The sequence below is a fragment of the Stutzerimonas sp. C6.4V genome (genome assembly GCF_058536345.1).
In genome coordinates this window covers 2,256,447-2,281,153 of record NZ_JBZUBM010000001.1, presented here as the reverse complement: position 1 = coordinate 2,281,153, position 24,707 = coordinate 2,256,447, and the positions used below count along the sequence as shown (strand labels likewise).

Sequence of the window (24,707 nt, the reverse complement as noted above, 5' to 3'; positions counted from 1 at the left end):
AGGTCTGCCTGTCGCGTGTTCAGGGGTGTATATGGCTGTCTACAACTACGATGTGGTGATTCTGGGCTCGGGCCCCGCCGGCGAAGGTGCGGCGATGAATGCGGTCAAGGCAGGGCGCAAGGTCGCGGTGGTGGACAGCAGGCCACACGTCGGCGGCAATTCGACCCACCTGGGAACCATTCCTTCAAAAGCGCTGCGCCACTCGGTGCGGCAGATCATGCAATACAACACCAATCCACTGTTTCGTCAGATCGGCGAGCCGCGCTGGTTTTCCTTTCCTGACGTGCTGAAAAGTGCCGAGAGCGTCATCGCCAAGCAGGTCACCTCACGAACCGGCTATTACGCACGTAACCGCATCGACATTTTCTTCGGCACTGCAAGCTTTGCAGACGAGCAAACCGTGGAAGTGGTCAGCAGCAATGGCATGGTGGAAAAGCTGGTTGCAAGCCAGTTCATCATTGCCACCGGCTCGCGACCCTACCGGCCATCCGACGTCGACTTCACCCATCCGCGAATCTACGACAGCGACACCATCCTTACCCTGAGTCACACCCCGCGTCGCTTGATCATCTATGGCGCCGGCGTGATCGGTTCCGAGTATGCGTCAATCTTCAGTGGGCTCGGTGTGTTGGTTGACCTGATCGACAACCGCGATCAGTTGCTCAGTTTTCTCGATGACGAGATTTCTGATGCGCTCAGTTATCACCTGCGTAACAACAACGTGCTGATCCGCCACAAAGAGGAATATGAGCGTGTCGAGGGTGTTGATAACGGGGTCATCCTGCATCTGAAGTCAGGCAAGAAGATCAAGGCAGACGCTTTCCTCTGGTGTAATGGGCGTACCGGTAATACCGACAAGCTTGCACTGGAAAACATTGGCTTGAAAGTCAACAGCCGTGGCCAGATTCAGGTTGACGAGCATTACCGTACCGATGTTGGCAATATCTACGCGGCTGGCGACGTAATCGGTTGGCCATCGCTTGCAAGCGCCGCATACGACCAGGGCAGATCTGCCGCGGGCAGCATCGTCGACAACAACAGCTGGCGATTCGTTGACGACGTCCCGACCGGTATCTACACCATTCCGGAGATCAGTCTCGATCGGCAAGAACGAGCGTGAACTCACTGAGGCGAAGATTCCGTACGAGGTCGGCAAAGCGTTTTTCAAGGGCATGGCGCGAGCGCAAATTTCAGCCGAGCCGGTGGGAATGCTGAAAATTCTGTTCCACCGGGAAACGTTAGCAGTGCTGGGCGTTCATTGCTTCGGCTATCAGGCGTCGGAAATCGTCCATATCGGCCAGGCGATCATGAACCAGCCGGGCGAGGCGAATACCATCAAGTATTTCGTCAACACCACGTTCAACTATCCGACCATGGCGGAAGCCTACCGTGTCGCTGCGTTCGATGGGCTCAATCGGCTTTTTTAAGCGGCTCCGACCGGTGGCCTGAGCCGGTCGGAGAGGACACCCGGAACTGGCGCTGGCCAAACCGGGAGAGCTTATGAGGTCAGGTGGGGAGGCCGCTGTTCAGGCGGCCTCTTTGTTGGCTAGCTCCGGCGCAACGTGGAGACGGCAAGGCCAGGATAGTCGGTTATCAGGCTATCGACACCGAAATCGGCCAGGCGCCGCATCAGTGCCGGCTCGTTCACCGTCCAGACCGAGACATGCAGTCCCTGCTGTCGGGCTTTGGCGATACGCTCGGGGGTGCACAGGGTCCATTTGAGTGCTAGCAGTTCGCAGTCATATTGCTTGGCGACCTTCAACGGGTCCAGCCAGCCATACTCTGCAACGAGCCCGCACGAGAGTTCGGGAGTCAATCGTCTCAGCGCTCGCAACACCTCCCGTGAGCCTGAGGTTACGGTAATCCGGTCCAGCAGGCCGTGACGTTCGGCCAACGCCTTGATCGCCAGTACCGAGCGTGCCGCTCTGACCCTGGATGCGCTTTTTACTTCAAGCTGCCAGTGTTCGAAATCGCATTGCTCGAACACTTCGGACAGCCGGGGGATGGGGCATGGCTGTTTCCAGTCAGGCCCGACGTGGCGAGCGTCATAGCGGGTCAGCTCGTCGGCGTCATGTTCGACGACCTTTCCGCGACGCCCGGTGGTGCGTTTCAGCGTCGGGTCATGGATAACCATCAGCTCGCCGTCCTTCGAGAGGTGAAGGTCGAGTTCGCAGCGTCGCACGCCGCGATCAAGGCATTGCTTGAAGCCTGCCAATGTGTTTTCGGGCGCTTCGCCCTTGGCGCCGCGATGGCCGTAGATAAGGGTCACGGTTGACTCTCTGCTTGCTGATAGATGAAACGCTGGTGATGCACGACGCTATTGATGACCCTGTCGCCCTCGAAATACACGGAAAATTCCCGATAATCCCAGCGAGTGATTGGAGGCAATCCGACGGCAGGATGTTCCTGATCGGCAAGACCAAAACGCTCAAGCACATCGATTTTGGCATCACCGCGGTTGGGAAGGGCAAGGTCGACCGGACCTTGCTGGCCCACCGGGATTCTGATGTCTTCAGCCTTTGCTGCAGCACAGAGGCTGGTGATCAGCAGGATAAGCGTAACAAGGCGCATGGGTCAGATTCCGTTCTGTTTCTCGCGGGCCAGGCGACGTTCGGCTGCCTGCTTCTGCAGGATATGCCGAGCAAGCATCTGCCGTTGTGCATCAGTCAACGCTTCGAAACAGGTGCCGATTGCATAGGTGCCGTCTTCCTGGGCCTGGCAGCTGGATACTCGCGAAGTCAGCAGCATGCCGAGTCCCTGAGGCATGAGTATAAGCTTGAGTTTCCAGACGGAACCTTCCGCAAGTGGTCGATCATGGGTGAAGCTGATGCCGCCTTCGGAGAGGACTACTTCTCGCGCCGGGCCGATCTCGTCCAGCAGCTCACGCGCTATTAGCTGACCAAGCAGGTCGATGCGCTTGTTTTGTACCTTGAGGTAGTTCCCCAGGGTGCGGTTGCTCTCAGCAATCTGCCGCAGCAGTAGCTGCGCTTCAAGATCCAGCTGATGGAGCTCGCCGAGCAGGCCGAACAGCCTTGACGACGCCATGTCGGAGACTGTTTCAGCGTGTTCCATGGGCAGGATTTCCAGTGCGATCCTGTCCTCGATACGGTAGTATTCGCGGCGGTCGCCAGTGTCTTCAGTGTGCATGTCTATCCCTGGGCTGCAGTGATGGCTTGAGTGTATCAGGCCGCCTGGCAAGGTCATTCAGCTTGTTTTTCCCGCCAGCGAAAGCGAACTCATCGATTTATGTTCAGACCGCTGTCAGTGTATATCGGAGCGCGTTATACACGCGCCAGACGTCGCAGCCTCTTCGTCTCCTTCATCTCTTTTACCTCCATGATCGGGCTCGCACTCGGTGTTTTGGTGATGATTGTCGTGCTGTCGGTGATGAACGGGTTCGATCATGAAATGCGCACCCGTGTATTGGGTATGGTTCCCCACGCCACCATTGAAAGCCCGACGCCCATCGATGATTGGCGAGCCCTGGCGCAGCGCCTCGGGCAACACGAGCAGGTCGAGGCAATAGCACCTTTCATCCAGATGCAGGGGCTGCTGACCAACCGGGGGCAGGTCACCAAGATCCTTATCAACGCTGTAGATCCGGTGCTCGAAAATGATGTCTCGATCATCGGGCAGTTCTTTCAGGAAGGCTCGCTGGAGAGCCTTGCGCCAGGAGAGTTCGGCATTGTTATCGGTGACAACGCCGCACGAAAGCTCGGCGTTGGCCTTGGCGACAAGGTGACCTTCGTAGCCCCGGAGGTCACGGTTACTCCGGCGGGCGTGTTTCCCCGCATGAAACGTTTTACCGTTCGCGGCATCTTTCATGTCGGTGCCGGAGAGATCGACGGTTACGTGGCAATGGCCAATATCTCCGACCTGGCGCGGTTGCATCGCTGGAGGCCAGATCAGGTGCAGGGGCTGCGCCTGCGTTTCGCGGATCTGTTTCAAGCGCCGCGTCTTGCCTGGGACATGGCCGCTCAGATGGGCGATAACTTCTACTCCCGCGACTGGACGCGTACCCACGGCAACCTCTACCAGGCGATTCGCATGGAAAAGGCGATGATCGGTCTGTTGCTGTTGCTGATCGTTGCTGTGGCCGCCTTCAATATCATCTCGACTCTGGTCATGGTCGTGACCGACAAGCGCGGCGATATCGCCATTCTGAGAACGCTTGGCGCAACGCCGAAGCAGATAATGGGCATCTTCATGGTGCAAGGCACGGTAATCGGCGTGGTTGGAACCTTGGTCGGCGCCTTGTTCGGCATGTTTGCGGCTGTCAATGTCAGCAACTGGATCGCCTCACTGGAGCGGCTGATCGGGCATAAGTTTCTGAATGCCGATGTGTATTTCATTGACTATCTGCCGTCCCGGTTAATGACCCAGGATGTTGTTCAAGTCTGCGTTGCGGCGCTTGTCCTGAGTTTTCTCGCTACCCTATATCCGGCGTGGAAAGCGGCCCGAACCCAGCCTGCAGAGGCCTTACGTTATGAGTGAGCTGGTTATGAATGACAGGTCGTCGCAAGACGCCGCCGTATTGAGCTGCCGCAATCTGGGCAAGCGCTACGAGCAGGGTCCCGAATCGGTTGACGTGCTTTCCAATCTGCAACTGGAGCTGTACCCGGGGCAGCGGGTTGCGATCGTGGGCAGTTCCGGTTCCGGCAAGAGCACTCTGCTGAATCTGCTGGGTGGTCTCGACACGCCAAGCGAAGGTAGCGTGTGGCTTGCAGGCGAGGAGCTGTCTGCGCTCAGCGAGAAGGATCGAGGCTTGTTGCGCAATCGAGCGTTGGGATTCGTCTATCAGTTTCATCATCTGCTGGCGGAATTCACAGCGTTGGAGAACGTTTGCATGCCGCTGCTGATCGGCAGGACACCTATCCCCGAAGCCCGTGCACGGGCAACCGAATTGCTGAAGCGGGTAGGGCTCGGCCACCGGATCGCCCACAAGCCGGCAGAGCTGTCGGGGGGAGAGCGTCAGCGTGTCGCAATCGCTCGCGCGCTGGCCAATCGTCCAGCGCTGGTGTTGCTGGACGAGCCGACCGGAAACCTGGATCACCACACAGCACAGGGCATCCAGGACCTTATGCTCGAACTGAGCAATTCGTTGCGCACCGCTTTCCTGGTAGTCACCCATGACCCGCAGCTGGCCGCGCAAATGGACCATATCCTGCGTCTGGAAGACGGTCGGCTGGTGGCCGGTTGATGTTCAGGCCGCTAAGCATCTTTATCGGTAGCCGCTACACGCGAGCCAAGCGCCGTAACCATTTCATCTCGTTCATTTCGCTGACGTCGATGATCGGCCTGTCGCTGGGCGTGCTGGCGATGATCATGGTGCTGTCGGTCATGAACGGCTTTCAGCGAGAGATGAGCAATCGAATCCTGGGGATGGTTCCGCACGCCGTAGTCGCCGGTGATGGGGTGCCGCTGGACGATTGGGGACCTGTGGCCGAACAGCTGGGTGCAGATCCGGATGTGCTTGGCGCTGCGCCCATCACTCAACTTGAAGGGATGCTCTCCTACAAGGGGACCATGCAGCCTATCGAGATCAATGGAATCGACCCTGATGCGGAGGACCAGGTGTCTATCCTCGGTTCAAGGATGGTCGCCGGGAGCCTCGACGACTTGGAACCGGGGGAGTCCGGGGTCATCGTTGGCCTGATGACGGCGCGCCGCTTTGGCTTGAAACTCGGCGACAAGCTGACCCTGATCGTGCCGGAGCTCAGCGACGCGCCAGGCGGCATCACACCGCGCATGCAGCGCCTCAATGTGGTTGGCGTGTTCAAGGTCGGCGCTGAACTTGACGGCACTCTGGCGATGATCCATCGCTCCGATGCTGCACAGATTCTACGTTGGGAGCCTCAGCAGGTCGAAGGGGTGCGGCTGAAGCTGAAGGATCTCTATCGTGCCCCGGAGGTGACCGCTCAGCTGGTGGCGAAGTTGGGTCAAGGCTATCGGGGCGAGGACTGGTCCCTGACTCAGGGCAGCCTGTTCAGCGCGATGAAGATGGAAAAGACCATGATCGGTCTGTTACTGCTACTGATCGTGGCCGTTGCGGCTTTCAATATCATCGCGACCCTGATCATGGTCGTGGCCGATAAGCGAGCAGACATCGCCATCCTGCGAACCCTGGGCGCCACGCCTCGTCAGATCATGACCATCTTCATGGTGCAGGGCAGCATCATTGGAACGACCGGTACGCTGATCGGCACTGTGCTGGGTGTGTTGGGTGCGCTGAACGTCAGTACGCTGGTGGGGTGGCTGGAACGCATCTCTGGCCAACACATCTTCAGTTCCGATGTTTACTTCATCAGTACCTTGCCATCTGAGCTGCGGCTGCAGGACGTGTTGCTGGTAATAACGGCCGCTCTGACCCTGAGCTTTCTCGCAACACTCTATCCTGCCTGGCGAGCCGCACAAACCCAGCCCGCCGAGGCGCTCAGGTACGAATAACCTTCCTTTTAGCGACGCCGCAGCTGGCGCTTTTGCCAATTGCGGCCGACCCACCAGCGCCAATAGGCTTGGGTTGACACGTAACCCAGTACGCCGAGGACCAGACCGACCACGAGCGAGCCCAGGTACAGGGGCTCCCAATGGCTGCTCAGCATTTTCTGCACCCACGCAAGGCTGAGTTCCATCGGCATGGGAGAGACAGGCGTATCCATCAGCCAGGCCCCTACCTTGTAGTTGCAGTAAAAGACCGGCGGCATGGTCAACGGGTTGGTCAGCCAGACAAGACCTACCGCGATGGGCAAATTGGCTCGGGCCGGCACGGCACAGAGCGCAGCTGCGAGCATCTGCAGCGGCATGGGAATCATCGCCCAGAACAACCCGATGGCCATGGCTCGCGAAACTGAATGCCGGTTGAGGTGAAGCAGGTTTGGTTCGTGAATCAGCGCGCCGAGAAACCGCAGTGACTTGTTGGCCTTAATACGATCCGGGTGCGGCATGTAACGTTTGAAAAAACGACGCGGCATGAAGGTTCTCTGGCAGGCTGAAGCCTGCCAATTATGCCTGAAAGGCGACATGGCGCTGAGAGTAGTTTGTGACATTGCATCTACACTTGCGTCACGAGATGAATCGGTCGGCGTGCTGAACCGTCCCCCGCCGGGGTTGCACCGATGCTGTGGAAAGGAATCCAGGATATCCGATGCGTATTGCACTGCTCGCGCTGGCGGTAGGCCTTCTGCTGCTGCGCTTTTTGCCCGTACTGCCGCCTGTCTGGATGCTATGGGCTCTGCTTCTGGCGGGGCTCGCATTGTTACGAACGCGAGGCTGGCCCGTTGCGCTCTTCTGCCTTGGGCTCTTCTGGAGTTGCATGAGTGCGCACTGCGCTCTGGACGATCGTCTGCCCAAGGCGCTCGATGGCCGAACGTTCTGGCTGGAAGGCCGAGTGACTGGCCTCCCGGATGTGCGCAAGGGTGTGGTGCGGTTCGAACTTGACGATATCTCGTCACGCCATGCGGGCCTGCCATCACGCCTACGCCTCGCATGGTACGACGGACCCTCCATGCGAGCGGGTGAGAGATGGCACGTGGCGGCAAAACTGAAGCGACCACGGGGGCTGGTCAACCCAAGTGGATTCGATTACGAAGCCTGGTTGCTCTCTCAGCGGATCGGTGCCAGTGGCACGGTCAAGGCTGGTGAACGCCTGAGCGCAGCGGAAGGCGAGGGCGGTTGGCGGGACCGCTTACGACAGCGCCTCCTTGGTGTCGACGCCCAGGGTCGTGCCGGTGCAATTGCTGCCCTGGTCGTCGGCGATTCAAGTGGCTTATCGATCGCCGATTGGCAGATATTGCAGGACACCGGCACTGTGCACCTGATGGTGATATCCGGGCAGCATGTCGGGATGCTGGCGGGCTTGTTATACGCGCTGGTCATGCAGTTGGCGCGTTGGGGAATCTGGCCTGCACGGCTTGCCTGGCTGCCCTGGGCCTGTTGCCTTGCCTTTGCGGGAGCGATGGGATACGGCTGGCTGGCTGGGTTTGAGGTACCCGTACAGCGGGCATGCGTAATGGTGGGCTTGGTACTCCTGTGGCGACTGCGATTTCGCCACCTGGGTGTTTGGCTACCGCTGTTGCTGGCGCTGGATCTGCTGCTTCTGCTGGACCCTCTGGTCAGCCTTCAGTCGGGTTTCTGGTTGTCCTTTTTAGCTGTCGCCCTGCTTGCGTTGATATTCAGGAACCGTCTCGGCAATTGGCGGTGGTGGCAGGCCCTGGGTCGCGCCCAATGGAGCATGGCGCTCGGCCTGTTGCCAGCGATGGTTGCGCTCGGCCTGCCGGTCAGCCTTAGCGGGCCGGTCGCCAATCTCTTTGCTGTTCCGCTAGTGAGCATCCTGATCGTGCCGCTGTCCTTGCTGGGCACCGCGCTGCTTTGGCTTCCGGGGGTAGGTGAAGGATTGCTCTGGTTTGCAGGAGGGTTGCTGGCCATCCTTTTCGAGGCGCTGCAGTGGCTGGCCGGTTGGCAGCCTGCTTGGGTGGCGGTCCAATTGCCGCTATGGGCATGGTTGCTGGTTGCTGTTGGCGCCCTGCTGCTGCTGTTGCCCGCCGGGGTGCCGTTCCGCCTGCTCGGCCTGATGCTGCTGACGCCGCTGGTATATCCACCTGCAACCCAGCAGCCGGCTGGCGAGGCTGAGGCCTGGATATTCGATGTAGGGCAGGGCCTGTCGGTGCTGATCCGTACCCAAAACCATGCACTTCTCTACGACGCTGGCCCTCGCTATGGCGACCGTGATGCTGGAGAGCGTGTCGTATATCCCTCCTTGCGGGCGCTGGGTCTGGATGGTCTCGACTTGATGATCCTCAGTCACGCTGACAGTGATCATGCGGGAGGCGCTCCTGCGATCCAGCGTAGAATGTCAGTTTCGCAGGTGATAAGCGGGGAGCGCCTGCAATTGCCTGTTTCACTGGGTGCGCAAGCATGCCAGTCGGGCAGTGGCTGGATGTGGGATCAGGTTCGCTTCACGCTGTGGCAATGGAAGGAGGCGAAAAGCGGCAACCAGGCGTCCTGCGTGCTGCTTGTTGAAGCAGCCGGTGAGCGACTGCTGCTGACCGGGGATATCGACGAGCCAGCCGAGCAGGCCTTGGTGGATAGCGGCCTGGCGATCGATGCGCAGTGGCTGCTGGTGCCACATCATGGCAGCCGTAGCTCATCTTCAGCCGCTTTTCTCACGGCCGTAGGCGCGGCGGGCGCGCTGATATCGCGCGGCGAGCACAATGCGTTCGGTCATCCGCACCCGGACGTCGTGCAGCGATTGCAGCAGGCAGGCATGGCTCTCTACGACACGGCGGAGCGGGGCGCCTTGATGGTTCGCCTCGGCCGCTTCGGCCCTGTCGAAGGTCTTCGCGACGAACCGCGGTTCTGGCGGGAAAAATGAGAACCGGGGCCGTCGGCGGTCTGGTGACCCTATGCTAGAGTGGCGCCACTTTTTCGAGGGGGATTCATCTCGTGTGGGAGCTGGTCAAAGCGGGCGGCTGGATAATGCTGCCAATCATCCTGTGTTCCATCGCTGCTGCCGGTATCATTGCCGAGCGCCTCTGGACGCTGCGTCCTAGCCGTGTCACCCCTCCGCATCTGCTAGGGCAGGTCTGGAAGTGGATAAAGGACAAGAAGCTGAGCAACCAGAAGCTCAAGGAACTGCGCGGGGATTCCCCCCTGGGCGAGATCCTCGCGGCCGGCCTGGCCAATTCGAAGCATGGCCGTGAAATCATGAAGGAATGCATCGAAGAAGCGGCGGCCCGTGTCGTCCATGATCTCGAGCGCTATCTTAATGCGCTCGGCACGATCGCCGGAATCGCACCGCTGCTGGGCTTGCTCGGTACCGTACTTGGCATGATCGAGATATTTGGCGCCTTCATGGGTGCGGGTATGGCCAATGCACCCTTGCTTGCTTCCGGCATTTCCAAGGCGTTGATCACCACTGCCGCAGGCCTGATGGTTGGCATCCCGGCGCTTTTCTTCCATCGCTTTCTGCTGCGCCGCGTCGAGGAATTGGTCGTCGGGATGGAGCAGGAGGCGATCAAGCTAGTGGAGGTGGTACAAGGCGACCGTGATGTCGATCTGGGTGAGGGCAAGGCGTGAAGTTTCGGCGCAAGGCTAGGGAAAATGTCGACATCGGTCTGGCTCCGCTGATCGATGTGGTGTTCATTCTGCTGCTGTTCTTTGTAGTCACCACGACCTTTACTCGTGAAACACAGCTCAAGGTCGACCTCCCCGAGGCCGCCAGCGGCACACCACCGCAAGAAGCCGAGAAGAAACAGCTGGAAGTGGTTATCGACGTGGACGGAAATTTCAGCCTGAACGGCAAGCCGTTGATCAAACACGACCTCAATACACTGATGGCTGCGCTGACCAAGGAATCCGCCGGTGACACCAGCCTGCCGATGATAATCAGCGCCGACGGCAAAACGCCTCATCAGGCCGTGATTACCGCAATGGATGCTGCGGGCAAACTCGGATTTGCGCATTTGCGCATCACCACTGTAGAGGCCCAGCCGGAGCCCTGATGTCCTTTGCCGACCGCCTTCAGCGCGCCTGGTACCACGGGCATCCGGCGCTGGCGTTACTGACGCCGCTCGAGGCGCTTTACCGGTTCGTGGTCAGGGGCCGGCGTAACAAGTATTTGCAAGGAAAGCAGGATAGCCATCGTGCACCTGTGCCCGTTGTGGTGGTGGGCAACATTACGGTTGGTGGTACTGGCAAGACACCGATGATCCTCTGGCTCATCACACATTGCAGGCAGCGAGGCTTGAAAGTGGGTGTCGTAAGCCGCGGGTATGGGGCCATGCCGCCGGCGTATCCGTGGCTTGTGCAGCCTGACCAGTCCGCGGCCCAGGCCGGTGACGAACCCCTTTTGATTGCCAGACGGACGGGCGTGCCCGTAATGATCGACCCGGATCGATCTCGGGCCGTAGAGGCGCTGCTCAAGCGTGGACCGCTGGACCTTATCCTGTCAGACGACGGCCTGCAGCATTACCGACTCGCGCGTGATCTGGAGTTGGTGCTCATCGATGCAGTTCGTGGTTTGGGGAATGGCCGCTGCTTGCCGGCTGGCCCTCTACGAGAACCTGCCGAGCGGCTGCAAGCTGTCGATGCGGTGCTGTACAACGGCGCCACTGCCGACTGTGCCAAAGGCTTTGCTTTCAATCTGCGCCCGTCAGGCCTGGTTGAACTCATCAGCGAGGCCTCCTGGGCGCTTGATCATTTCCCTCATGGCCAGCAGATGCATGCCGTCGCCGGTATAGGCAATCCACAGCGTTTCTTCGCCACGCTCGAGGCGCTACACTGGCGACCGATTCCACATCCCTTTGCAGACCACGCCCGATACAGCCTGGAGCAGCTGACTTTCAGCCCTCCGCTACCGGTGGTGATGACTGAAAAGGATGCGGTCAAATGCCGGGCATTCGCGCTCCCTGGCTGGAGCTATCTGCAGGTGCAAGCCGAGCCTTCGGCGGCGTTCGTAACCTGGTTCGATGCACAGCTGGACCGATTGCTATCTGACCCCCGCTAAGCGGCACGATCTGCCATGCGCAGTCGGCTGCTACCAAGGACTGCGCATGGATACCAAACTGCTCGACATACTCGCCTGCCCCCTGTGCAAGGGGCCCCTGAAGCTCACCGACGACAAGTCCGAACTGATCTGCAAGGCAGACGGGATGGCGTTTCCGGTGCGTGACGGCATACCGGTGATGCTGGAAAGCGAGGCCCGCACGCTTGACGTGGATGAGCGGCTGGAAAAATGAGCGACGCCTTTACGGTTGTGATTCCGGCGCGTTACGCCTCCACGCGTCTTCCCGGCAAGCCGCTGCAGGATATCGCCGGAAAACCCATGGTCAGGCATGTCTGGGAGCAGGCCTGCAGAAGCGGCGCTCAGCGGGTGGTGATTGCTACTGATGATCACCGCATTCTTGAGGCGTGCACCGGGTTCGGTGCCGACGTCCTGCTCACGCGCACCGAGCACAACTCTGGCACAGACCGCCTCGCCGAGGTCGCTCAAAAGCTGGGCATGGCGGCTGACGAGATCGTCGTGAATGTTCAGGGCGATGAGCCTTTGATCCCACCATCAGTCATCAATCAGGTGGCCAGCAACCTTGCCCTACACCCAGAAGCAGCAATCGCAACCCTGGCGGAACCGCTAGAAGATGTCGAGTCGCTGTTCAACCCGAACGTCGTCAAGGTGCTGTCTGACATGCACGGTCTAGCCCTAACGTTCAGTCGCGCGCCGTTGCCGTGGGCACGAGACGAGTTCGCCCGCGACAAGGCCATATTGCCGTCTGCTGTGCCGTATCGAAGACACATCGGAATCTATGCTTATCGAGCGGGCTTTCTCGCCGATTTCGTCGCCTGGGGCCCGTGCTGGCTGGAAAGCACCGAATGTCTGGAGCAACTGCGCGCGCTCTGGCATGGCAAGCGTATCCATGTCGCCGATGCCATCGAAGCGCCACCGGCCGGTGTCGACACGCCGGAAGACCTGGATCGTGTTCGCTTGCTGTTAGAGACGCAAGCGTGAAGATCCTGTTCGTGTGCATGGGCAATATCTGCCGTTCCCCCACTGCCGAGGCAGTGTTTCGCAAGCATCTGGAGAATGCCGGGCTTGAAGGTCAGGTTTTCATCGATTCGGCGGGGACCGGGGACTGGCATGTCGGCAAGGCTCCTGATCAGCGTGCCTGCGCAGCTGCGACCAGGCGGGGCTATAACCTCCATGAGCTGAAGGCGCGACAGGTGACGCGCTCCGATCTGGAGCAGTTTGATCTGATCCTGGCAATGGATCACGACAACCTGGCATGGTTGCAGGCGTTAGCCAACGAGGATACCCGAGCGGAGCTGGACTTGCTGTTGCGTCGCTTCTATCTGGGTCGAGACGCCGTTCCCGACCCCTATTTCGGCGGCGCAGACGGCTTTGAAGAAGTGCTCGACCTTATCGAGCAGGCTTCGGTGCGGTTGCTTGATGAAATCAGGCAGCGCCTGTGACCCTGCTCATCGAACGCGGACACTCGCTCAAGCCTCACAATACCCTGGGTGTCGAGGCCCTTGCGACTCGGTATGTCGAGGCGCATGACCAAGACGAAGTAATGGAAGCGTTAGGCGAAGCAAAGCGTCTGGGTGTTCCGCTATGGATACTGGGCGGAGGAAGCAACCTGTTGCTGACACGGGACATTGACGCATTGGTTCTGCGCATGATGACTCGCGGCGTGCGCATTCTTTCCGACGACGGCGATAGGGTGGTTCTCGAAGCGGAGGCGGGGGAGCCTTGGCATCCGTTCGTGCTTCATAGCCTTGAGCTCGGCTTGTCCGGGCTGGAAAACCTGAGCCTGATCCCGGGTACGGTAGGTGCTGCGCCTATCCAGAACGTCGGTGCGTATGGTGTCGAAATCAAAGACATCTTCGCTGGCCTGACGGCACTGGATCGGGAAACGGGGCAGCTTCGGGATTTCAATCGCGAGGACTGCCAGTTTGGCTACAGAGATAGCCTGTTCAAGCAACAGGCCGGGCGCTATATCATTCTGCGGGTGCGTTTTGCATTGCAGAGAACCGCTGCGCTAACACTCGATTACGGTCCGTTGCGCGAGTGGTTGCGCAGGCATGACATATTGGTGCCTACCGCGAAAGATGTGAGTCGAGCCGTGTGTGCCATCCGCCGCGAGAAGCTGCCTGATCCCCTTGTGCTGGGAAATGCTGGCAGTTTTTTCAAGAATCCGCTGGTGCCTGCCTCGTTGGCGGACCAGCTGCGCCAGTGCTTTCCGGGTCTGGTCGCCTTCGCTCAGGATGACGGTCAGGTGAAGCTGGCAGCAGGTTGGCTGATCGAGCAGGCGGGTTGGAAAGGCTATCGTCAAGGCGATGCCGGGGTGCATGCCATGCAGGCCCTGGTCCTGGTTAATCATGGGCGGGCGACGGGCGAGGAGATCCTCCAGCTCGCTCACCAGATTCAGGCCGACATTGCCGAGCGGTTTTGCGTACACCTCGAAATCGAGCCGAACGTCATCTAACGCTCTACCGCCCCGTGGTTGCTTCCGGTTGCCTGGAGCGGCTTGCTAGGCTCCGACTTGGCGGTCAACGGGCACAAAAAAAGGGATGCCGAAGCATCCCTTTTCTATCTCTGCCGGTCAGCTCTGGCGCTTTTGTTCGTCGCTCTGCTCTATGGGCTCGTCACTCGCCTCTGGTTGAGCTTCAGGCACCGTTGCATCTAGCCGCTTGGCGGCGCCCTGTTCAGCCTCTGTTTCAGTCGGCTGCTGCTCGGCTTGGTCGCCTGGCTGCGCCTCGCCAGTGGCTTCGACCACTACAGGCTTTTCGGGCATAAGCTGATCAGCTTCGCTAACGACGATTTCTGGGCTGGCCAAAGGCTCTGGGTCAGTCATCGACACCTGCGCAGCGGGTTCCGCTTCGACCTGAGCGGCCTCCTTTGCCAGCCGCTCTTGCTCGAGGCGGCGGCGGCGAACTTCGCGAGGATCATTTGGCGCTCGGCCTGATGATGGAGCAGGGGATGCTGGCATCGGAGCGGCCACTGCCTCGGTGTTTTCGACAACAGGCGCTACCTCGGCTTCGACATCTCGGCTGACAGGCACAGGCTCCGGCTGGGGCACAGGCTGGTTGATGGCCTCGGTCTCAGCGATCACTGCCGGGGCATAGGCAGGAGTCTCTTCGGCCTGCGCCTCTGCGGCAGGCAGATCGGCCGGCTCTTCGGAGCTCGCAATCGGCAAGGTCTCGACCGGCGGCTGCTCCTGAGCGGTTGTGGTTTCGTCAGTGGCCGTCGTTGTTGCCTCTTCACTCTCTCCCGTATGGGCAGCAATTGCTGCTGCGGTTGCAGCAATGGCAACCTGCTCGGATTTTACCGGTGCATTGCTTTCGCTGACCTCAGGCGTTGTTGCCTCGGCATCGCTGTTTTCGATCTCGTTACCGTTGGCATCGCGCTGACGGTCACGGCGATTACTGCGGCGGCGCTGACCGCGGGAGCGGCGACGTGGGCGATCGTTACCTTCGGTAGTCTCCCCCTGTTCGTCCTGAATAACGTCAGTCGTCTCTTCGGTCTGCTGCGCCGTCTCGTCGCTCAGGTTCTGCTCAGCTCGAGGCTTGCGCTCTTCGCGCGGCGGGCGTGGTTTGCGCTCTGCGGGCTCTTCGTTGCTGGTTGGCTGAGGCTGTTCGTCGATCGGCGCGCGCAATTCGCGCTTGCGCTCTTCGCGGGGTTGGCGGTCTTCCCGAGGGGCGCGCTCACGGCGTGGCTGCGGCTGTTGAGCGCTGCTGTCGGTAGCTTCGGCCACCTCACGGTTTTCGCGTGGCTTGCGATCTTCGCGCGGTGGTCGAGGCTGACGTTCTTCGCGCGGTTGACGTTCTTCGCGGGGCGCTCGCTCCTCACGCGGAGCACGCTCTTCCCGTGGTGCTCGGTCTTCGCGCGGCTTGCGCTCCTCGTCGCGGTTATTCCTCGAGTCGCGGCGACGGTTCTGCTGGCGGCCGCTGCGGCGTTCATCATTGCGTTGTGGGCGATTGCTGGTAGCGGGCTTTTTCTCTACCTCTACGGATGGCGCCTCTGGCTTGCCGGCGAACAATCCGACGAGGGTTTTGACCAGGCCTTTGAACAGGCTTGGTTCCTGGGCAGCTGGCGCAGCGGCTGGGGCGGCCGGTGCGGGGGGCGTCGGCGCAGGTGCGGAACGCTGTGGAGCTGTCTTGACTGCAGCTTCCTGACGTACCAGCGTACGGGTCGAGCTGACAGGCTGCGCTTCCTCGACCTCGGTCGGGCTCATCTCGTAGCTGGCTTGGCCGGCGACGATGTCCGGGCTGTCGTCACGCAAGCGCTGCACTTCAAAATGCGGAGTCTCAAGATGATCGTCCGGCAGGATGAAGATGCGCGCGCGGGTGCGCAGTTCAATCTTGGTGATGGCATTGCGCTTTTCATTGAGCAGGAAAGCGGCTACCTGGAAAGGTACACGTGCACGCACCTCCGCGGTACGATCCTTCAGCGCTTCTTCTTCGATCAATCGAAGAATGGCGAGCGAGAGGGATTCGACGTCGCGGATGATGCCCTGCCCGTTGCAACGCGGACAGACGATGCCGCTGGTTTCGCCAAGCGAGGGGCGCAGACGCTGACGGGACATTTCCAGCAGGCCAAAACGTGAAATGCGGCCAACCTGGATGCGGGCCCGGTCGGCTTCAAGCGATTCACGGACCTTTTCCTCGACGGCGCGCTGGTTTTTAGCCGGTGTCATGTCAATGAAGTCGATGACAATCAGTCCGCCGATATCGCGCAGGCGCAATTGACGAGCGATTTCTTCAGCGGCTTCGAGGTTTGTCTGGAGGGCCGTCTCTTCGATATCACCGCCCTTGGTGGCGCGTGCCGAGTTGATGTCGATGGAAACCAATGCTTCGGTCGGGTCTATGACGATGGAGCCGCCGGATGGCAGCTTCACTTCACGCTGGAAGGCGGTTTCGATCTGGCTCTCGATCTGGAAACGGTTGAACAGCGGTACGCTGTCTTCGTACAGCTTGATCTTGCTGGCATATTGCGGCATCACCTGCTGGATGAAGCTCAGCGCCTCATTCTGGGCTTCGACGCTGTCGATCAGAACTTCACCGATGTCCTGGCGCAGATAGTCGCGGATGGCGCGAATGATGACGTTGGATTCCTGATAAATCAGGAAGGGTGCAGCGCGGTCCTGCGAAGCTTCCTTGACGGCGCTCCACAGCTGCAGCAGGTAATCCAGGTCCCACTGCATTTCTTCACTGGAGCGGCCCAGGCCTGCGGTGCGTACGATCAGCCCCATGTCTGCAGGAACATCAAGGCCATTCAGCGCTTCACGCAGCTCGTTGCGTTCCTCGCCCTCGATGCGGCGAGAGATGCCACCGGCGCGTGGGTTGTTGGGCATCAGGACGAGATAGCGACCGGCTAGGCTGATGAAGGTGGTCAGGGCAGCGCCCTTGTTGCCGCGCTCTTCTTTTTCGACCTGGACGATGACCTCCTGGCCTTCGCTCAGTACTTCCTTGATGTTGACCCGGCCTTCCGGCGCCTTCTTGAAATATTCACGGGAAATTTCCTTGAGAGGCAGGAAGCCGTGGCGGTCAGCGCCGAAGTCAACGAAGGCAGCTTCGAGGCTGGGCTCGACGCGGGTGATCTTGCCTTTGTAGATGTTGGCTTTCTTCTGTTCGCGGGCACCGGATTCGATGTCGAGATCGAACAGGCGCTGGCCATCGACCAGTGCGACCCGCAACTCTTCAGGCTGAGTTGCGTTAATTAGCATTCTTTTCATGTAGTACCGTCGGTTTCCATGGCAGCGGAAACGGCATTCGGCACACACGACTCTCGCGGTCGGTGTCAGGTGAGTCAGGAATGGTTGTAAGGCACTCCAGTGTCCAGCGACGTGAGGCCAGTTGTGCCTGCGTCGCGACGACATCTCCTGCATGCTGTCGGAACAGCAGCAATGGTTCGGGAGGAGGAATCAGCAATCGGTAGCGGACGGAATGAAGCGTCTGTGAAAGCCTTTGCTACGCAATCCGATGGCTGTGCATCTCCACCCAACACTCATACTTTGAAAATCGGGTGCCGCTCGCAGAATCCGGGAGCGGGTTATCGATTATCGCGATTCCCTAAAGGGGGCACGCATCATGTCTTCAAGGCTTGTTTCGGGACTTCACCGCTACTTGAGGGAAGCTCCGTCGGACGGCCTCACGTCCTAGAACATTGCTGGGTCAGAAATGGCGATATCGCTGGCATTTTCCGACCTGGCCACTTTTGATGGCGCTCGGGACTATAACAGCAATGTTTAAGTGCTTCAAATCCATGAAAATTGATATCATCCGCAGATGACCAATACCCCATCTCAGACCTCTGGCGTACAACTGCTTGAGGTCTCGCCGGAACTTGCCGGCCAGCGCATCGATAACTTCCTCCGAACTCAGCTAAAGGGCGTTCCTAAGACGCTGATCTACCGCATCCTGCGCAAGGGTGAGGTGCGGGTGAATAAAGGAAGAATCAAACCGGAATACAAGCTGCAGGCGGGCGATGTTGTTCGCGTGCCCCCGCTCAGGCTGGCTGAGCGCGACGAGCCGGCACCCCTGGCCCGGGGCCTGCTCGAACGACTGGAGGCGGCTATCGTCCATGAGGACAAGGCGCTCATCGTCCTGAACAAGCCCTCGGGTATCGCGGTACATGGCGGCAGCGGGCTCAGCTTTGGTGTCATCGAGGCGCTTCGTCAGCTTCGTCCGGATGCCAAGGAGTTGGAGCTTGTCCACCGCCTGGACAGGGATACCTCGGGTCTGCTGATGGTTGCGAAGAAGCGCAGCATGTTGCGCCACCTGCATCAGGAGTTGCGTGGAGATGGGGTCGACAAGCGATACATGGCGTTGGTGCGGGGGCGATGGGAGACCAGCAAGAAGCAGGTCAATGCGCCGCTTCTGAAAAACACCCTGCGTTCGGGTGAACGGATGGTCGAGGTGACGGATGATGGCAAGGAGGCGTTAACGCTGTTTCGAGTGCTGCGTCGATTTGGAGATTTCGCCACGCTGGTCGAGGCCAGGCCTGTCACTGGCCGCACACACCAGATACGGGTGCATGCTCGGCATGCAGGGCACGGGATCGCAGGCGACAGCAAATACGGCGACGAGGAGTTTTCCAGGGTAATCCGCGAGCTGGGCGGCAAGCGTCTCTTTCTCCATGCCTACGCGCTCAAGGTTCCCCTGCCCGACGGGGGTGAGCTTGCGCTGGAGGCGCCCGTGGATGACGTCTGGGCGCGCACGCTGGAGAAGCTGGGTGAATAAAAGCTACAAGGTGCTGATCTTCGACTGGGACGGCACCCTGGTGGACTCGATTGGCCGTATCGTTGAGTCAATCTCGGTCGCAGCAGTGAAATGCGACCTGCCGCCACTCGACGAAGTGACCATAAAAGGCATCATTGGTCTCGGCTTGCCCGAGGCGGTCTCAGCCCTGTATCCCCATGTCACGGATCTGCGGGAGGTCGATGCGTTTCGGCACGCTTACGCCGAGCATTACTTGCAGCTCGAGGCCGAGCCGTCGTCGCTGTATCCGGGCGTGGCGCATTGGCTCGATCTGTTTCGTGATCAGGGATATCTGTTGGCCGTTGCGACTGGCAAGGGGCGCCGTGGGTTGGACAGGGTGCTGCAAGGGCAGGGGTGGATGGACTTCTTCGATGTGACCCGTTGCGCTGATGAGACGGCAAGCAAACCTGATCCGCAGATGATCCACGAGATCCTGGCACATTGTGAGGTTCTGCCGGAGCAGGCGCTGATGATCGGCGATTCGGTATTCGATCTGGAAATGGCTAGCCGTGCTGGCGTCGATAGTGTCGCTGTGTCTTATGGTGCTCAAGCGGTGGATGTGCTTCGGTCCTATTCGCCATGTATGGTTATTGACCGTTTTTCGGAGCTTGGCGGCTGGCTGCGCTCCGGGGGTTCTGCTGAGGTAGTTGCAAATGTCGGATGAGTGGAAAGCACCGGAAAGCGATTCAAGGGAAGATCGCAATAGCTGGAAGTTGCTGGAGAAAACGCTTCTGGCTGGCGTCCAGGAGCAGCGGCGGTCTCGGCGCTGGGGCATCTTCTTCAAGCTGCTGACATTCCTCTACCTGTTCGGCGCTTTGCTGATGTTCTCGCCTGTCCTGAAATTGGCCGATGGCAAACACGCCGGCGAGCCTCATACGGCCGTGATCAATGTTCGCGGGATGATCGCGGATGAGGAGTCTGCAAGTGCCGACAACATCATCGGCGCGCTCCGTGCAGCTTTCGAGGATGCCAACACCCGGGGCGTCGTGTTGCGTATCAACAGTCCGGGCGGAAGCCCTGTCCAGTCGGGTTATATCTATGACGAGATTCGTCGTTTGCGCGGCGAGTATCCTGGCATCAAGGTGTACGCCGTGATTACCGATCTGGGTGCGTCCGGGGCCTACTACATCGCCAGCGCAGCGGATGAAATCTATGCAGATAAATCGAGCCTGGTTGGCTCGATCGGCGTGACGGCAGCGACCTTTGGTTTTGTTGAAACCATGGATAAGTTGGGCGTCGAGCGGCGCATATACACTTCCGGTGAACATAAGGCTTTTCTGGATCCGTTTCAGCCCGAGAAGCCGGAGGAGACCGAATTCTGGCGTGGCGTGCTGGCCACGACCCATCGGCAATTCATAGAAAGCGTGAAGCGTGGGCGGGGTGACCGATTGCAAACCGAGGGGCACCCTGAACTGTTTTCCGGCTTGATATGGTCTGGTGAGCAGGCGCTTGAGCTCGGGCTGGTCGATGGTCTCGGCAGTACCAGTTATGTCGCGCGGGAAGTCATCGGCCAGGATGAGCTGGTCGATTTCACGGTCAAGGACTCGCCATTGGATCGCTTCACGAAAAAGCTGGGTGCCAGCGTAGGTGCGCAGCTCGCCTTGTGGATGGGCTTTCAGGGGCCTCAGCTCAAGTAGCTTTGTAGGTTTCCGGGAGCTGGCCGCTCAGGGGATATCAAGGCCTGAATTGTTCAGCATCTCGACCAGCCTTATCAGGGGTAATCCGACCAGGCTGGTCACATCAGACCCTTCCGTTGCGCTGAAAAGGCTGACACCGAGTCCTTCTGCCTTGAAGCTCCCTGCGCAGTCGTAAGGCTGCTCTGCTAACAGATAGCGCTCTATCTGAGGCGCAGTCAGCTTGCGGAAATGAACCGTGTAGGGGATGCAATCGATCTGGATGACACCAGTTCTGCTGTCCAGCAAGGCCAGGCCGGTCAGGAACCGTACACTGTTTCCGCTGCAGGCTTGAAGCTGATGGACAGCGCGCTCGTGCGAGCGAGGTTTGCCGATAATCTGTCCGTCGAGCACGGCAACCTGATCCGAGCCGATAATAAGGTGGTCCTGATAGCTGCTTGCCAGGGCCTGGGCTTTTCCGGCAGCCAGGCGGCGTACAAGTTGTTCGGGTTGTTCGCCGAGGCAGGGGGTTTCATCGATATCCGGAGCCTTGGACTCGAAGCTCAGGCGTAACCGCGAAAGCAGATCTCGTCGGTAGGGTGAGCTTGAGGCGAGAAGCAGTCGGCGCATTTTCCTTCCTTTTATATAGGTGCCGGTTTGCTTGTCGGCAGAGGGAGATTATGGGGTTGAATTCCTTTGACAGTCGAGGGGCTCGTCCCTAGAATGCCGCGCTTATGTTGAAAGGACCAATACCTCCGCACGTTGATCCGCGCAAGCTCGCCGACCGAGCGGCTTCCCTACAGGGTGAGCTGCAGTTGTCTGAGCTGAAGCGACTCGTCGATCCTCTCGAGGACGACAAGGGTGCGGTGCGCGCCAGTTTTGAATTCGGGCGCGACGAGCAGCGCACTGTGGTTATCCGCAGCGAGCTGGATGTTGAGGTCACGATGATTTGCCAGCGTTGTCTGGAGCCGGTTGTTCTGCCTATTCACAGCGAGTGCGACTATGCCGTGGTGAATGAGGGCTCGAGCAGTCAGCACCTGCCCAAGGGCTATGACGTGCTGGAAGTGGGAGAGGATCCTCTGGATCTGCTGGCGCTGGTTGAAGAGGAGCTTTTGCTCGCTCTTCCGATTGTTCCACTCCATGACCCAGAAGTTTGCCAGCCGCCGGCTGGGCCTGATGAGCCCGAGCCGAATGAGGACGAGGTATCGCGGTCCAACCCGTTCAGCGTACTGGCTCAGTTAAAGCGTGACCCAAACGTTTAGGAGTTGATCCCAATGGCTGTTCAGCAGAACAAAAAATCCCGTTCCGCCCGTGATATGCGTCGTTCGCACGACGCGCTCGAGCCGAACGCCCTGTCCGTGGAAAAGAGCACTGGCGAAGTTCATCTGCGCCACCACGTTTCTCCGGAAGGTTTTTACCGTGGTCGCAAAGTGATCGACAAGGGCGCTGACGAGTAAATCTTGTCCGCTTCGATCATAGCGATCGATGCAATGGGTGGGGATTTCGGTCCCCACTGCGTTGTTCCTGCCTGCCTACAGTGCCTGGCTGATATCCCCTCGTTACACCTGACCCTTGTTGGTCAATCCTCTTGCATAGAAAATATCGTTTCCCGTCATCCTGATGTGGATCTGGCTCGCCTGCGCATTGTCGATGCCGATGAGGCTATCGGAATGGACGAACGCCCCACCCAGGCTTTACGCACCAAGCCGAGATCGTCCATGCGCGTTGCTTTGGAGCTGGTCAGGGACGGCCATGCCCAGGCCTGTGTTAGCGCTGGAAATACCGGTGCCTTGATGGCGCTTGCGCGGCATGTGTTGAAAACCCTGCCGGGAGTCGATCGTCCTGCGATGGCAACGGCGATCCCTACCCAGGATGGTGCCTGCCTGCTGCTTGATCTGGGTGCGAACGTAGACTGCACTGCCGAGCACCTCTATCAGTTCGCAGTGATGGGCTCGGTTGCTGCGCAAAGCCTTGGTATCGAGCAGCCGCGAGTCGCACTTCTGAATGTCGGCACCGAAGACATCAAGGGCAACCAGCAGGTAAAGGCAGCTTCGGTTTTGTTGCGGCAGGCGGCTGGGCTCAACTATCTGGGTTTTATCGAAGGCGACGGTCTTTTCCGCGGCGAGGCAGACGTAGCGGTATGCGATGGGTTTGTTGGAAATATCCTGCTCAAATCAAGCGAAGGACTGGCTCAAATGGTTGCGCTGCGTGTCGAGGCGCTGTTTCGACGATCGCTGATGTCGCGTCTGGTTGGGGCGCTGGCTCTGCCATTGTTGCGTCAGTTGAGGGCGGATCTTCGCCCTGCACAATACAACGGTGCCAGTTTTCTCGGGCTTCAGGGGATTGTGGTGAAAAGCCATGGCAGCGCAGGGATAGAAGGGTTCCGCTCCGCCATTTTGCGGGCCATGCAGGATGTCCAGCATAACCTCCCCGATCAGTTGCGTAGCCGTATCGGACAGTCATTGGTGACCAATCGGTCAGATGTGGCGGGTGATGATGTGACTGCTTCTGACGGCTCGTCATCCAACTGACAACTCGGTGCGCCCATGCGGCGTTTTTTGAGAACAACCACAAGAGAGTCGTTTCATGTCTGCATCACTTGCATTCGTCTTTCCGGGGCAAGGTTCCCAAGCGCTTGGCATGCTTGCCGAGCAAGGTGCCCAGGAATCGGTGGTCATCGATACTTTCTCGGAGGCCTCGTCAGCGCTGGGCTACGATCTCTGGTCGCTGTGTCAGCAGGGTCCAGAAGAACAGTTGAATCAAACTGACAAGACTCAGCCGGCCATCCTGGCCGCATCGATAGCGCTGTGGCGTCTGTGGTTGGCCGAAGGCGGTGTTAGGCCTGCGTTCGTTGCCGGCCACAGTCTGGGTGAGTACTCGGCGATGGTGGCTGCAGGCAGCCTGCCATTTGTTGACGCAGTGAAGCTGGTTGAGCTGCGTGGGCAGCTCATGCAGCAGGCCGTTCCGGCCGGTACTGGCGGGATGGCAGCCATCCTCGGATTGGAGGACGAGGACGTGCTGGCGGCCTGCGCTGAAGCGGCCCGGGGTGAAGTGGTCAGTGCGGTTAACTTCAATGCGCCAGGCCAGGTCGTCATCGCTGGCAGCGCGGCGGCTGTCGAGCGTGCCATCGACGCCTGCAAGGCGAGGGGTGCAAAGCGCGCCATGCCGCTGCCGGTCAGCGTACCGTCCCATTGCGAGCTGATGCGTCCCGCTGCTGAGCGTTTTGCCGAGGCTGTAACAGGCGCTGCCTGGCAGGCGCCTGAAATCCCGTTGGTCCAGAACGTCAGCGCGTCGATCGTGTCTGACCTCGATACGCTCAAGCAGGACTTGCTGGCCCAGCTGTATAGTCCGGTTCGCTGGGTTGAAACTATCATTACGTTGAGCGCCCGCGGCGTGACTGATCTGGTCGAATGTGGCCCTGGAAAGGTGCTTTCCGGTCTCAACAAGCGCTGCGTGAAAGGCATCAACACATACAATCTGGACACCCCCGACGCTTTTGCTGCCACTCGCGGCGCATTGGCTTGAGCAAAGGAGATAGTTATGAGTCTGCAAGGCAAGGTCGCCCTAGTCACTGGGGCTAGCCGTGGTATCGGTCAGGCGATTGCCCTGGAACTGGGTCGCCAGGGAGCCATCGTCATCGGTACCGCGACGTCTTCTTCGGGGGCCGAGCGCATCGCTGAGACGCTCAAGGAGAACGGTATCGAAGGTGCCGGACTGGTACTGGATGTTACGGATGACGAGTCTGTGGCGACCACGCTGGAGCATATCCAGCAGCACCTCGGACAACCGGCTGTACTTGTCAATAACGCAGGTATCACGCGTGACAACCTGATGCTGCGAATGAAGGATGACGAATGGCATGACGTGATCAACACCAACCTCAACAGCCTTTATCGGCTGACCAAGGGAGTGTTGCGCGGCATGACCAAGGCTCGTTGGGGGCGGATTATCAACATCGGCTCTGTGGTGGGTGCCATGGGTAACGCAGGGCAGGTAAACTACGCGGCAGCCAAGGCCGGACTCGAAGGGTTCAGTCGTGCGCTGGCGCGCGAAGTCGGTTCTCGAGGCATAACAGTCAATTCGGTGGCCCCGGGCTTTATCGATACCGATATGACTCGTGAATTGCCGGAAGCTCAGCGTGACGCGTTGTTGGGGCAGATCCCGCTGGGTCGCCTCGGTCAGGCCGAAGAGATTGCCAGGGTCGTTGCGTTCCTTGCTTCTGACGGTGCTGCTTATGTCACAGGAGCGACAGTTCCGGTGAACGGCGGTATGTACATGAGCTAATGTGACGCCTGGCGCACAATATTAGTCATAACGGCTAGCTGATCGGTTATAAAAATG

25 protein-coding genes and 1 pseudogene are annotated in these 24,707 nt (G+C 59.5%); 20 read left to right on the top strand and 6 right to left on the bottom strand.

All coding sequences use genetic code 11. The annotated features are described in order from the left end of the window. The first annotated feature begins 31 nt into the window (after window positions 1–31). Window positions 32–1,427 (top strand): annotated as a pseudogene (sthA, locus tag AC4LFW_RS10715) (Si-specific NAD(P)(+) transhydrogenase). A 119-nt stretch (window positions 1,428–1,546) separates the two neighbouring features. Here the strand turns inward: sthA and AC4LFW_RS10710 are convergent. The 3 genes from AC4LFW_RS10710 to AC4LFW_RS10700 are packed head-to-tail and all read right to left on the bottom strand — an operon-like array spanning window position 1,547 to window position 3,147. Next, window positions 1,547–2,269: a glycerophosphodiester phosphodiesterase gene (locus tag AC4LFW_RS10710; RefSeq protein ID WP_491819033.1), complete on the bottom strand. Its 723-nt coding sequence runs from the start codon at window positions 2,267–2,269 to the stop codon at window positions 1,547–1,549. After that, window positions 2,266–2,571, bottom strand: coding sequence for a phosphodiesterase (locus tag AC4LFW_RS10705; protein WP_491819032.1), 306 nt, complete (start codon window positions 2,569–2,571; stop codon window positions 2,266–2,268). The genes AC4LFW_RS10710 and AC4LFW_RS10705 overlap by 4 nt, the downstream gene beginning before the upstream one ends. Window positions 2,572–2,574: 3 nt before the next feature. Next, window positions 2,575–3,147, bottom strand: a complete 573-nt coding sequence (locus tag AC4LFW_RS10700) for a PilZ domain-containing protein (protein ID WP_491819030.1) — start codon at window positions 3,145–3,147, stop codon at window positions 2,575–2,577. A 99-nt stretch (window positions 3,148–3,246) separates the two neighbouring features. On the opposite strand from AC4LFW_RS10700, the gene AC4LFW_RS10695 reads away from it, so the two are divergent. The 3 genes from AC4LFW_RS10695 to AC4LFW_RS10685 are packed head-to-tail and all read left to right on the top strand — an operon-like array spanning window position 3,247 to window position 6,447. Continuing rightward, complete coding sequence (locus AC4LFW_RS10695; RefSeq protein WP_491820203.1) at window positions 3,247–4,494, top strand: lipoprotein-releasing ABC transporter permease subunit; 1,248 nt, start codon at window positions 3,247–3,249, stop codon at window positions 4,492–4,494. A gap of 7 nt (window positions 4,495–4,501) precedes the next feature. Continuing rightward, window positions 4,502–5,200: a lipoprotein-releasing ABC transporter ATP-binding protein LolD gene (lolD, locus tag AC4LFW_RS10690; protein WP_491820201.1), complete on the top strand. Its 699-nt coding sequence runs from the start codon at window positions 4,502–4,504 to the stop codon at window positions 5,198–5,200. Further along, window positions 5,200–6,447, top strand: coding sequence for a lipoprotein-releasing ABC transporter permease subunit (locus AC4LFW_RS10685; protein WP_491819029.1), 1,248 nt, complete (start codon window positions 5,200–5,202; stop codon window positions 6,445–6,447). The genes lolD and AC4LFW_RS10685 overlap by 1 nt, the downstream gene beginning before the upstream one ends. 8 nt (window positions 6,448–6,455) lie before the next feature. Here the strand turns inward: AC4LFW_RS10685 and AC4LFW_RS10680 are convergent, their stop codons facing one another. Beyond that, window positions 6,456–6,971 carry a DUF2062 domain-containing protein gene (locus tag AC4LFW_RS10680; RefSeq protein WP_491819028.1) on the bottom strand — a complete coding sequence of 172 codons (516 nt, stop codon included), beginning with the start codon at window positions 6,969–6,971 and terminating at the stop codon, window positions 6,456–6,458. 173 nt (window positions 6,972–7,144) lie between these two features. Here AC4LFW_RS10680 and AC4LFW_RS10675 point away from each other — a divergent pair, with 173 nt between their 5' ends. The 8 genes from AC4LFW_RS10675 (at window position 7,145) to murB (ending at window position 13,979) form a co-directional block, all read left to right on the top strand. After that, window positions 7,145–9,370, top strand: coding sequence for a DNA internalization-related competence protein ComEC/Rec2 (locus tag AC4LFW_RS10675; RefSeq protein WP_491819026.1), 2,226 nt, complete (start codon window positions 7,145–7,147; stop codon window positions 9,368–9,370). Between the two features lie 71 nt (window positions 9,371–9,441). Next, the gene (locus AC4LFW_RS10670; RefSeq protein WP_491819025.1) at window positions 9,442–10,074 is read left to right on the top strand and encodes a MotA/TolQ/ExbB proton channel family protein; all 633 of its coding nucleotides are present in this window, start codon (window positions 9,442–9,444) and stop codon (window positions 10,072–10,074) included. Next, window positions 10,071–10,499 carry an ExbD/TolR family protein gene (locus AC4LFW_RS10665; protein ID WP_491819024.1) on the top strand — a complete coding sequence of 143 codons (429 nt, stop codon included), beginning with the start codon at window positions 10,071–10,073 and terminating at the stop codon, window positions 10,497–10,499. The genes AC4LFW_RS10670 and AC4LFW_RS10665 overlap by 4 nt, the downstream gene beginning before the upstream one ends. Then, window positions 10,499–11,503, top strand: a complete 1,005-nt coding sequence (gene lpxK / locus AC4LFW_RS10660; protein ID WP_491819022.1) for a tetraacyldisaccharide 4'-kinase — start codon at window positions 10,499–10,501, stop codon at window positions 11,501–11,503. The genes AC4LFW_RS10665 and lpxK overlap by 1 nt, the downstream gene beginning before the upstream one ends. Before the next feature lie 46 nt (window positions 11,504–11,549). Next, window positions 11,550–11,735, top strand: coding sequence for a Trm112 family protein (locus tag AC4LFW_RS10655; RefSeq protein WP_491819021.1), 186 nt, complete (start codon window positions 11,550–11,552; stop codon window positions 11,733–11,735). Further along, a complete protein-coding gene (gene kdsB, locus AC4LFW_RS10650) occupies window positions 11,732–12,502 on the top strand; it encodes a 3-deoxy-manno-octulosonate cytidylyltransferase (protein WP_491819020.1) in 771 nt (256 codons plus the stop codon). Before AC4LFW_RS10655 ends, kdsB begins: the two co-directional genes overlap by 4 nt. Continuing rightward, entirely contained in the window at window positions 12,499–12,963 is a 465-nt protein-coding gene (locus AC4LFW_RS10645; protein WP_491819018.1) for a low molecular weight protein-tyrosine-phosphatase, read from the top strand. The genes kdsB and AC4LFW_RS10645 overlap by 4 nt, the downstream gene beginning before the upstream one ends. After that, window positions 12,960–13,979 (top strand): UDP-N-acetylmuramate dehydrogenase, encoded by a 1,020-nt coding sequence (gene murB, locus AC4LFW_RS10640; RefSeq protein ID WP_491819017.1) that lies wholly within the window; start codon window positions 12,960–12,962, stop codon window positions 13,977–13,979. The genes AC4LFW_RS10645 and murB overlap by 4 nt, the downstream gene beginning before the upstream one ends. Before the next feature lie 117 nt (window positions 13,980–14,096). On the opposite strand, the gene rne is transcribed toward murB, so the two are convergent. After that, on the bottom strand, window positions 14,097–17,228 hold the full coding sequence (rne, locus tag AC4LFW_RS10635; protein WP_491819016.1) for a ribonuclease E: 3,132 nt from the start codon (window positions 17,226–17,228) through the stop codon (window positions 14,097–14,099). A gap of 553 nt (window positions 17,229–17,781) precedes the next feature. On the opposite strand from rne, the gene rluC reads away from it, so the two are divergent. Genes rluC through AC4LFW_RS10620 form a run of 3 tightly spaced genes read left to right on the top strand, consistent with a single transcriptional unit; the run spans window position 17,782 to window position 20,390 of the window. Then, window positions 17,782–18,735, top strand: a complete 954-nt coding sequence (gene rluC / locus AC4LFW_RS10630; protein ID WP_491819015.1) for a 23S rRNA pseudouridine(955/2504/2580) synthase RluC — start codon at window positions 17,782–17,784, stop codon at window positions 18,733–18,735. Continuing rightward, complete coding sequence (locus tag AC4LFW_RS10625; RefSeq protein WP_491819014.1) at window positions 18,728–19,417, top strand: HAD-IA family hydrolase; 690 nt, start codon at window positions 18,728–18,730, stop codon at window positions 19,415–19,417. The genes rluC and AC4LFW_RS10625 overlap by 8 nt, the downstream gene beginning before the upstream one ends. After that, on the top strand, window positions 19,407–20,390 hold the full coding sequence (locus AC4LFW_RS10620; RefSeq protein WP_491819012.1) for a S49 family peptidase: 984 nt from the start codon (window positions 19,407–19,409) through the stop codon (window positions 20,388–20,390). Before AC4LFW_RS10625 ends, AC4LFW_RS10620 begins: the two co-directional genes overlap by 11 nt. Window positions 20,391–20,417: 27 nt before the next feature. Here the strand turns inward: AC4LFW_RS10620 and AC4LFW_RS10615 are convergent, their stop codons facing one another. Next, window positions 20,418–20,996: a Maf family protein gene (locus AC4LFW_RS10615; RefSeq protein ID WP_491819011.1), complete on the bottom strand. Its 579-nt coding sequence runs from the start codon at window positions 20,994–20,996 to the stop codon at window positions 20,418–20,420. 104 nt (window positions 20,997–21,100) lie between these two features. On the opposite strand from AC4LFW_RS10615, the gene AC4LFW_RS10610 reads away from it, so the two are divergent. The 5 genes from AC4LFW_RS10610 to fabG are packed head-to-tail and all read left to right on the top strand — an operon-like array spanning window position 21,101 to window position 24,650. Continuing rightward, window positions 21,101–21,628: a YceD family protein gene (locus tag AC4LFW_RS10610; protein WP_491819010.1), complete on the top strand. Its 528-nt coding sequence runs from the start codon at window positions 21,101–21,103 to the stop codon at window positions 21,626–21,628. Between the two features lie 12 nt (window positions 21,629–21,640). Beyond that, a complete protein-coding gene (gene rpmF / locus AC4LFW_RS10605) occupies window positions 21,641–21,823 on the top strand; it encodes a 50S ribosomal protein L32 (RefSeq protein WP_019342480.1) in 183 nt (60 codons plus the stop codon). 3 nt (window positions 21,824–21,826) lie between these two features. Then, the gene (gene plsX / locus AC4LFW_RS10600; protein ID WP_491819009.1) at window positions 21,827–22,897 is read left to right on the top strand and encodes a phosphate acyltransferase PlsX; all 1,071 of its coding nucleotides are present in this window, start codon (window positions 21,827–21,829) and stop codon (window positions 22,895–22,897) included. 55 nt (window positions 22,898–22,952) lie between these two features. Beyond that, window positions 22,953–23,891 (top strand): ACP S-malonyltransferase, encoded by a 939-nt coding sequence (gene fabD, locus AC4LFW_RS10595; RefSeq protein WP_491819008.1) that lies wholly within the window; start codon window positions 22,953–22,955, stop codon window positions 23,889–23,891. Window positions 23,892–23,906: 15 nt separating this feature from the next. Continuing rightward, window positions 23,907–24,650 (top strand): 3-oxoacyl-ACP reductase FabG, encoded by a 744-nt coding sequence (fabG, locus tag AC4LFW_RS10590; RefSeq protein WP_491819007.1) that lies wholly within the window; start codon window positions 23,907–23,909, stop codon window positions 24,648–24,650. The last annotated feature ends 57 nt before the right edge of the window (window positions 24,651–24,707 follow it).

Bases quoted from the DNA above. Each gene is read 5' to 3' on its own strand.
- AC4LFW_RS10705 (WP_491819032.1), bottom strand. From the start codon at position 2,571: ATGCGCCTTGTTACGCTTATCCTGCTGATCACCAGCCTCTGTGCTGCA.
- AC4LFW_RS10700 (WP_491819030.1), bottom strand. From the start codon at position 3,147: ATGCACACTGAAGACACTGGCGACCGCCGCGAATACTACCGTATCGAG.
- AC4LFW_RS10695 (WP_491820203.1), top strand. From the start codon at position 3,247: ATGTTCAGACCGCTGTCAGTGTATATCGGAGCGCGTTATACACGCGCC.
- lolD (WP_491820201.1), top strand. From the start codon at position 4,502: ATGAATGACAGGTCGTCGCAAGACGCCGCCGTATTGAGCTGCCGCAAT.
- AC4LFW_RS10685 (WP_491819029.1), top strand. From the start codon at position 5,200: ATGTTCAGGCCGCTAAGCATCTTTATCGGTAGCCGCTACACGCGAGCC.
- AC4LFW_RS10680 (WP_491819028.1), bottom strand. From the start codon at position 6,971: ATGCCGCGTCGTTTTTTCAAACGTTACATGCCGCACCCGGATCGTATT.
- AC4LFW_RS10675 (WP_491819026.1), top strand. From the start codon at position 7,145: ATGCGTATTGCACTGCTCGCGCTGGCGGTAGGCCTTCTGCTGCTGCGC.
- lpxK (WP_491819022.1), top strand. From the start codon at position 10,499: ATGTCCTTTGCCGACCGCCTTCAGCGCGCCTGGTACCACGGGCATCCG.
- AC4LFW_RS10655 (WP_491819021.1), top strand. From the start codon at position 11,550: ATGGATACCAAACTGCTCGACATACTCGCCTGCCCCCTGTGCAAGGGG.
- kdsB (WP_491819020.1), top strand. From the start codon at position 11,732: ATGAGCGACGCCTTTACGGTTGTGATTCCGGCGCGTTACGCCTCCACG.
- rne (WP_491819016.1), bottom strand. From the start codon at position 17,228: ATGAAAAGAATGCTAATTAACGCAACTCAGCCTGAAGAGTTGCGGGTC.
- rluC (WP_491819015.1), top strand. From the start codon at position 17,782: ATGACCAATACCCCATCTCAGACCTCTGGCGTACAACTGCTTGAGGTC.
- AC4LFW_RS10620 (WP_491819012.1), top strand. From the start codon at position 19,407: ATGTCGGATGAGTGGAAAGCACCGGAAAGCGATTCAAGGGAAGATCGC.
- AC4LFW_RS10615 (WP_491819011.1), bottom strand. From the start codon at position 20,996: ATGCGCCGACTGCTTCTCGCCTCAAGCTCACCCTACCGACGAGATCTG.
- AC4LFW_RS10610 (WP_491819010.1), top strand. From the start codon at position 21,101: ATGTTGAAAGGACCAATACCTCCGCACGTTGATCCGCGCAAGCTCGCC.
- rpmF (WP_019342480.1), top strand. From the start codon at position 21,641: ATGGCTGTTCAGCAGAACAAAAAATCCCGTTCCGCCCGTGATATGCGT.
- fabD (WP_491819008.1), top strand. From the start codon at position 22,953: ATGTCTGCATCACTTGCATTCGTCTTTCCGGGGCAAGGTTCCCAAGCG.
- fabG (WP_491819007.1), top strand. From the start codon at position 23,907: ATGAGTCTGCAAGGCAAGGTCGCCCTAGTCACTGGGGCTAGCCGTGGT.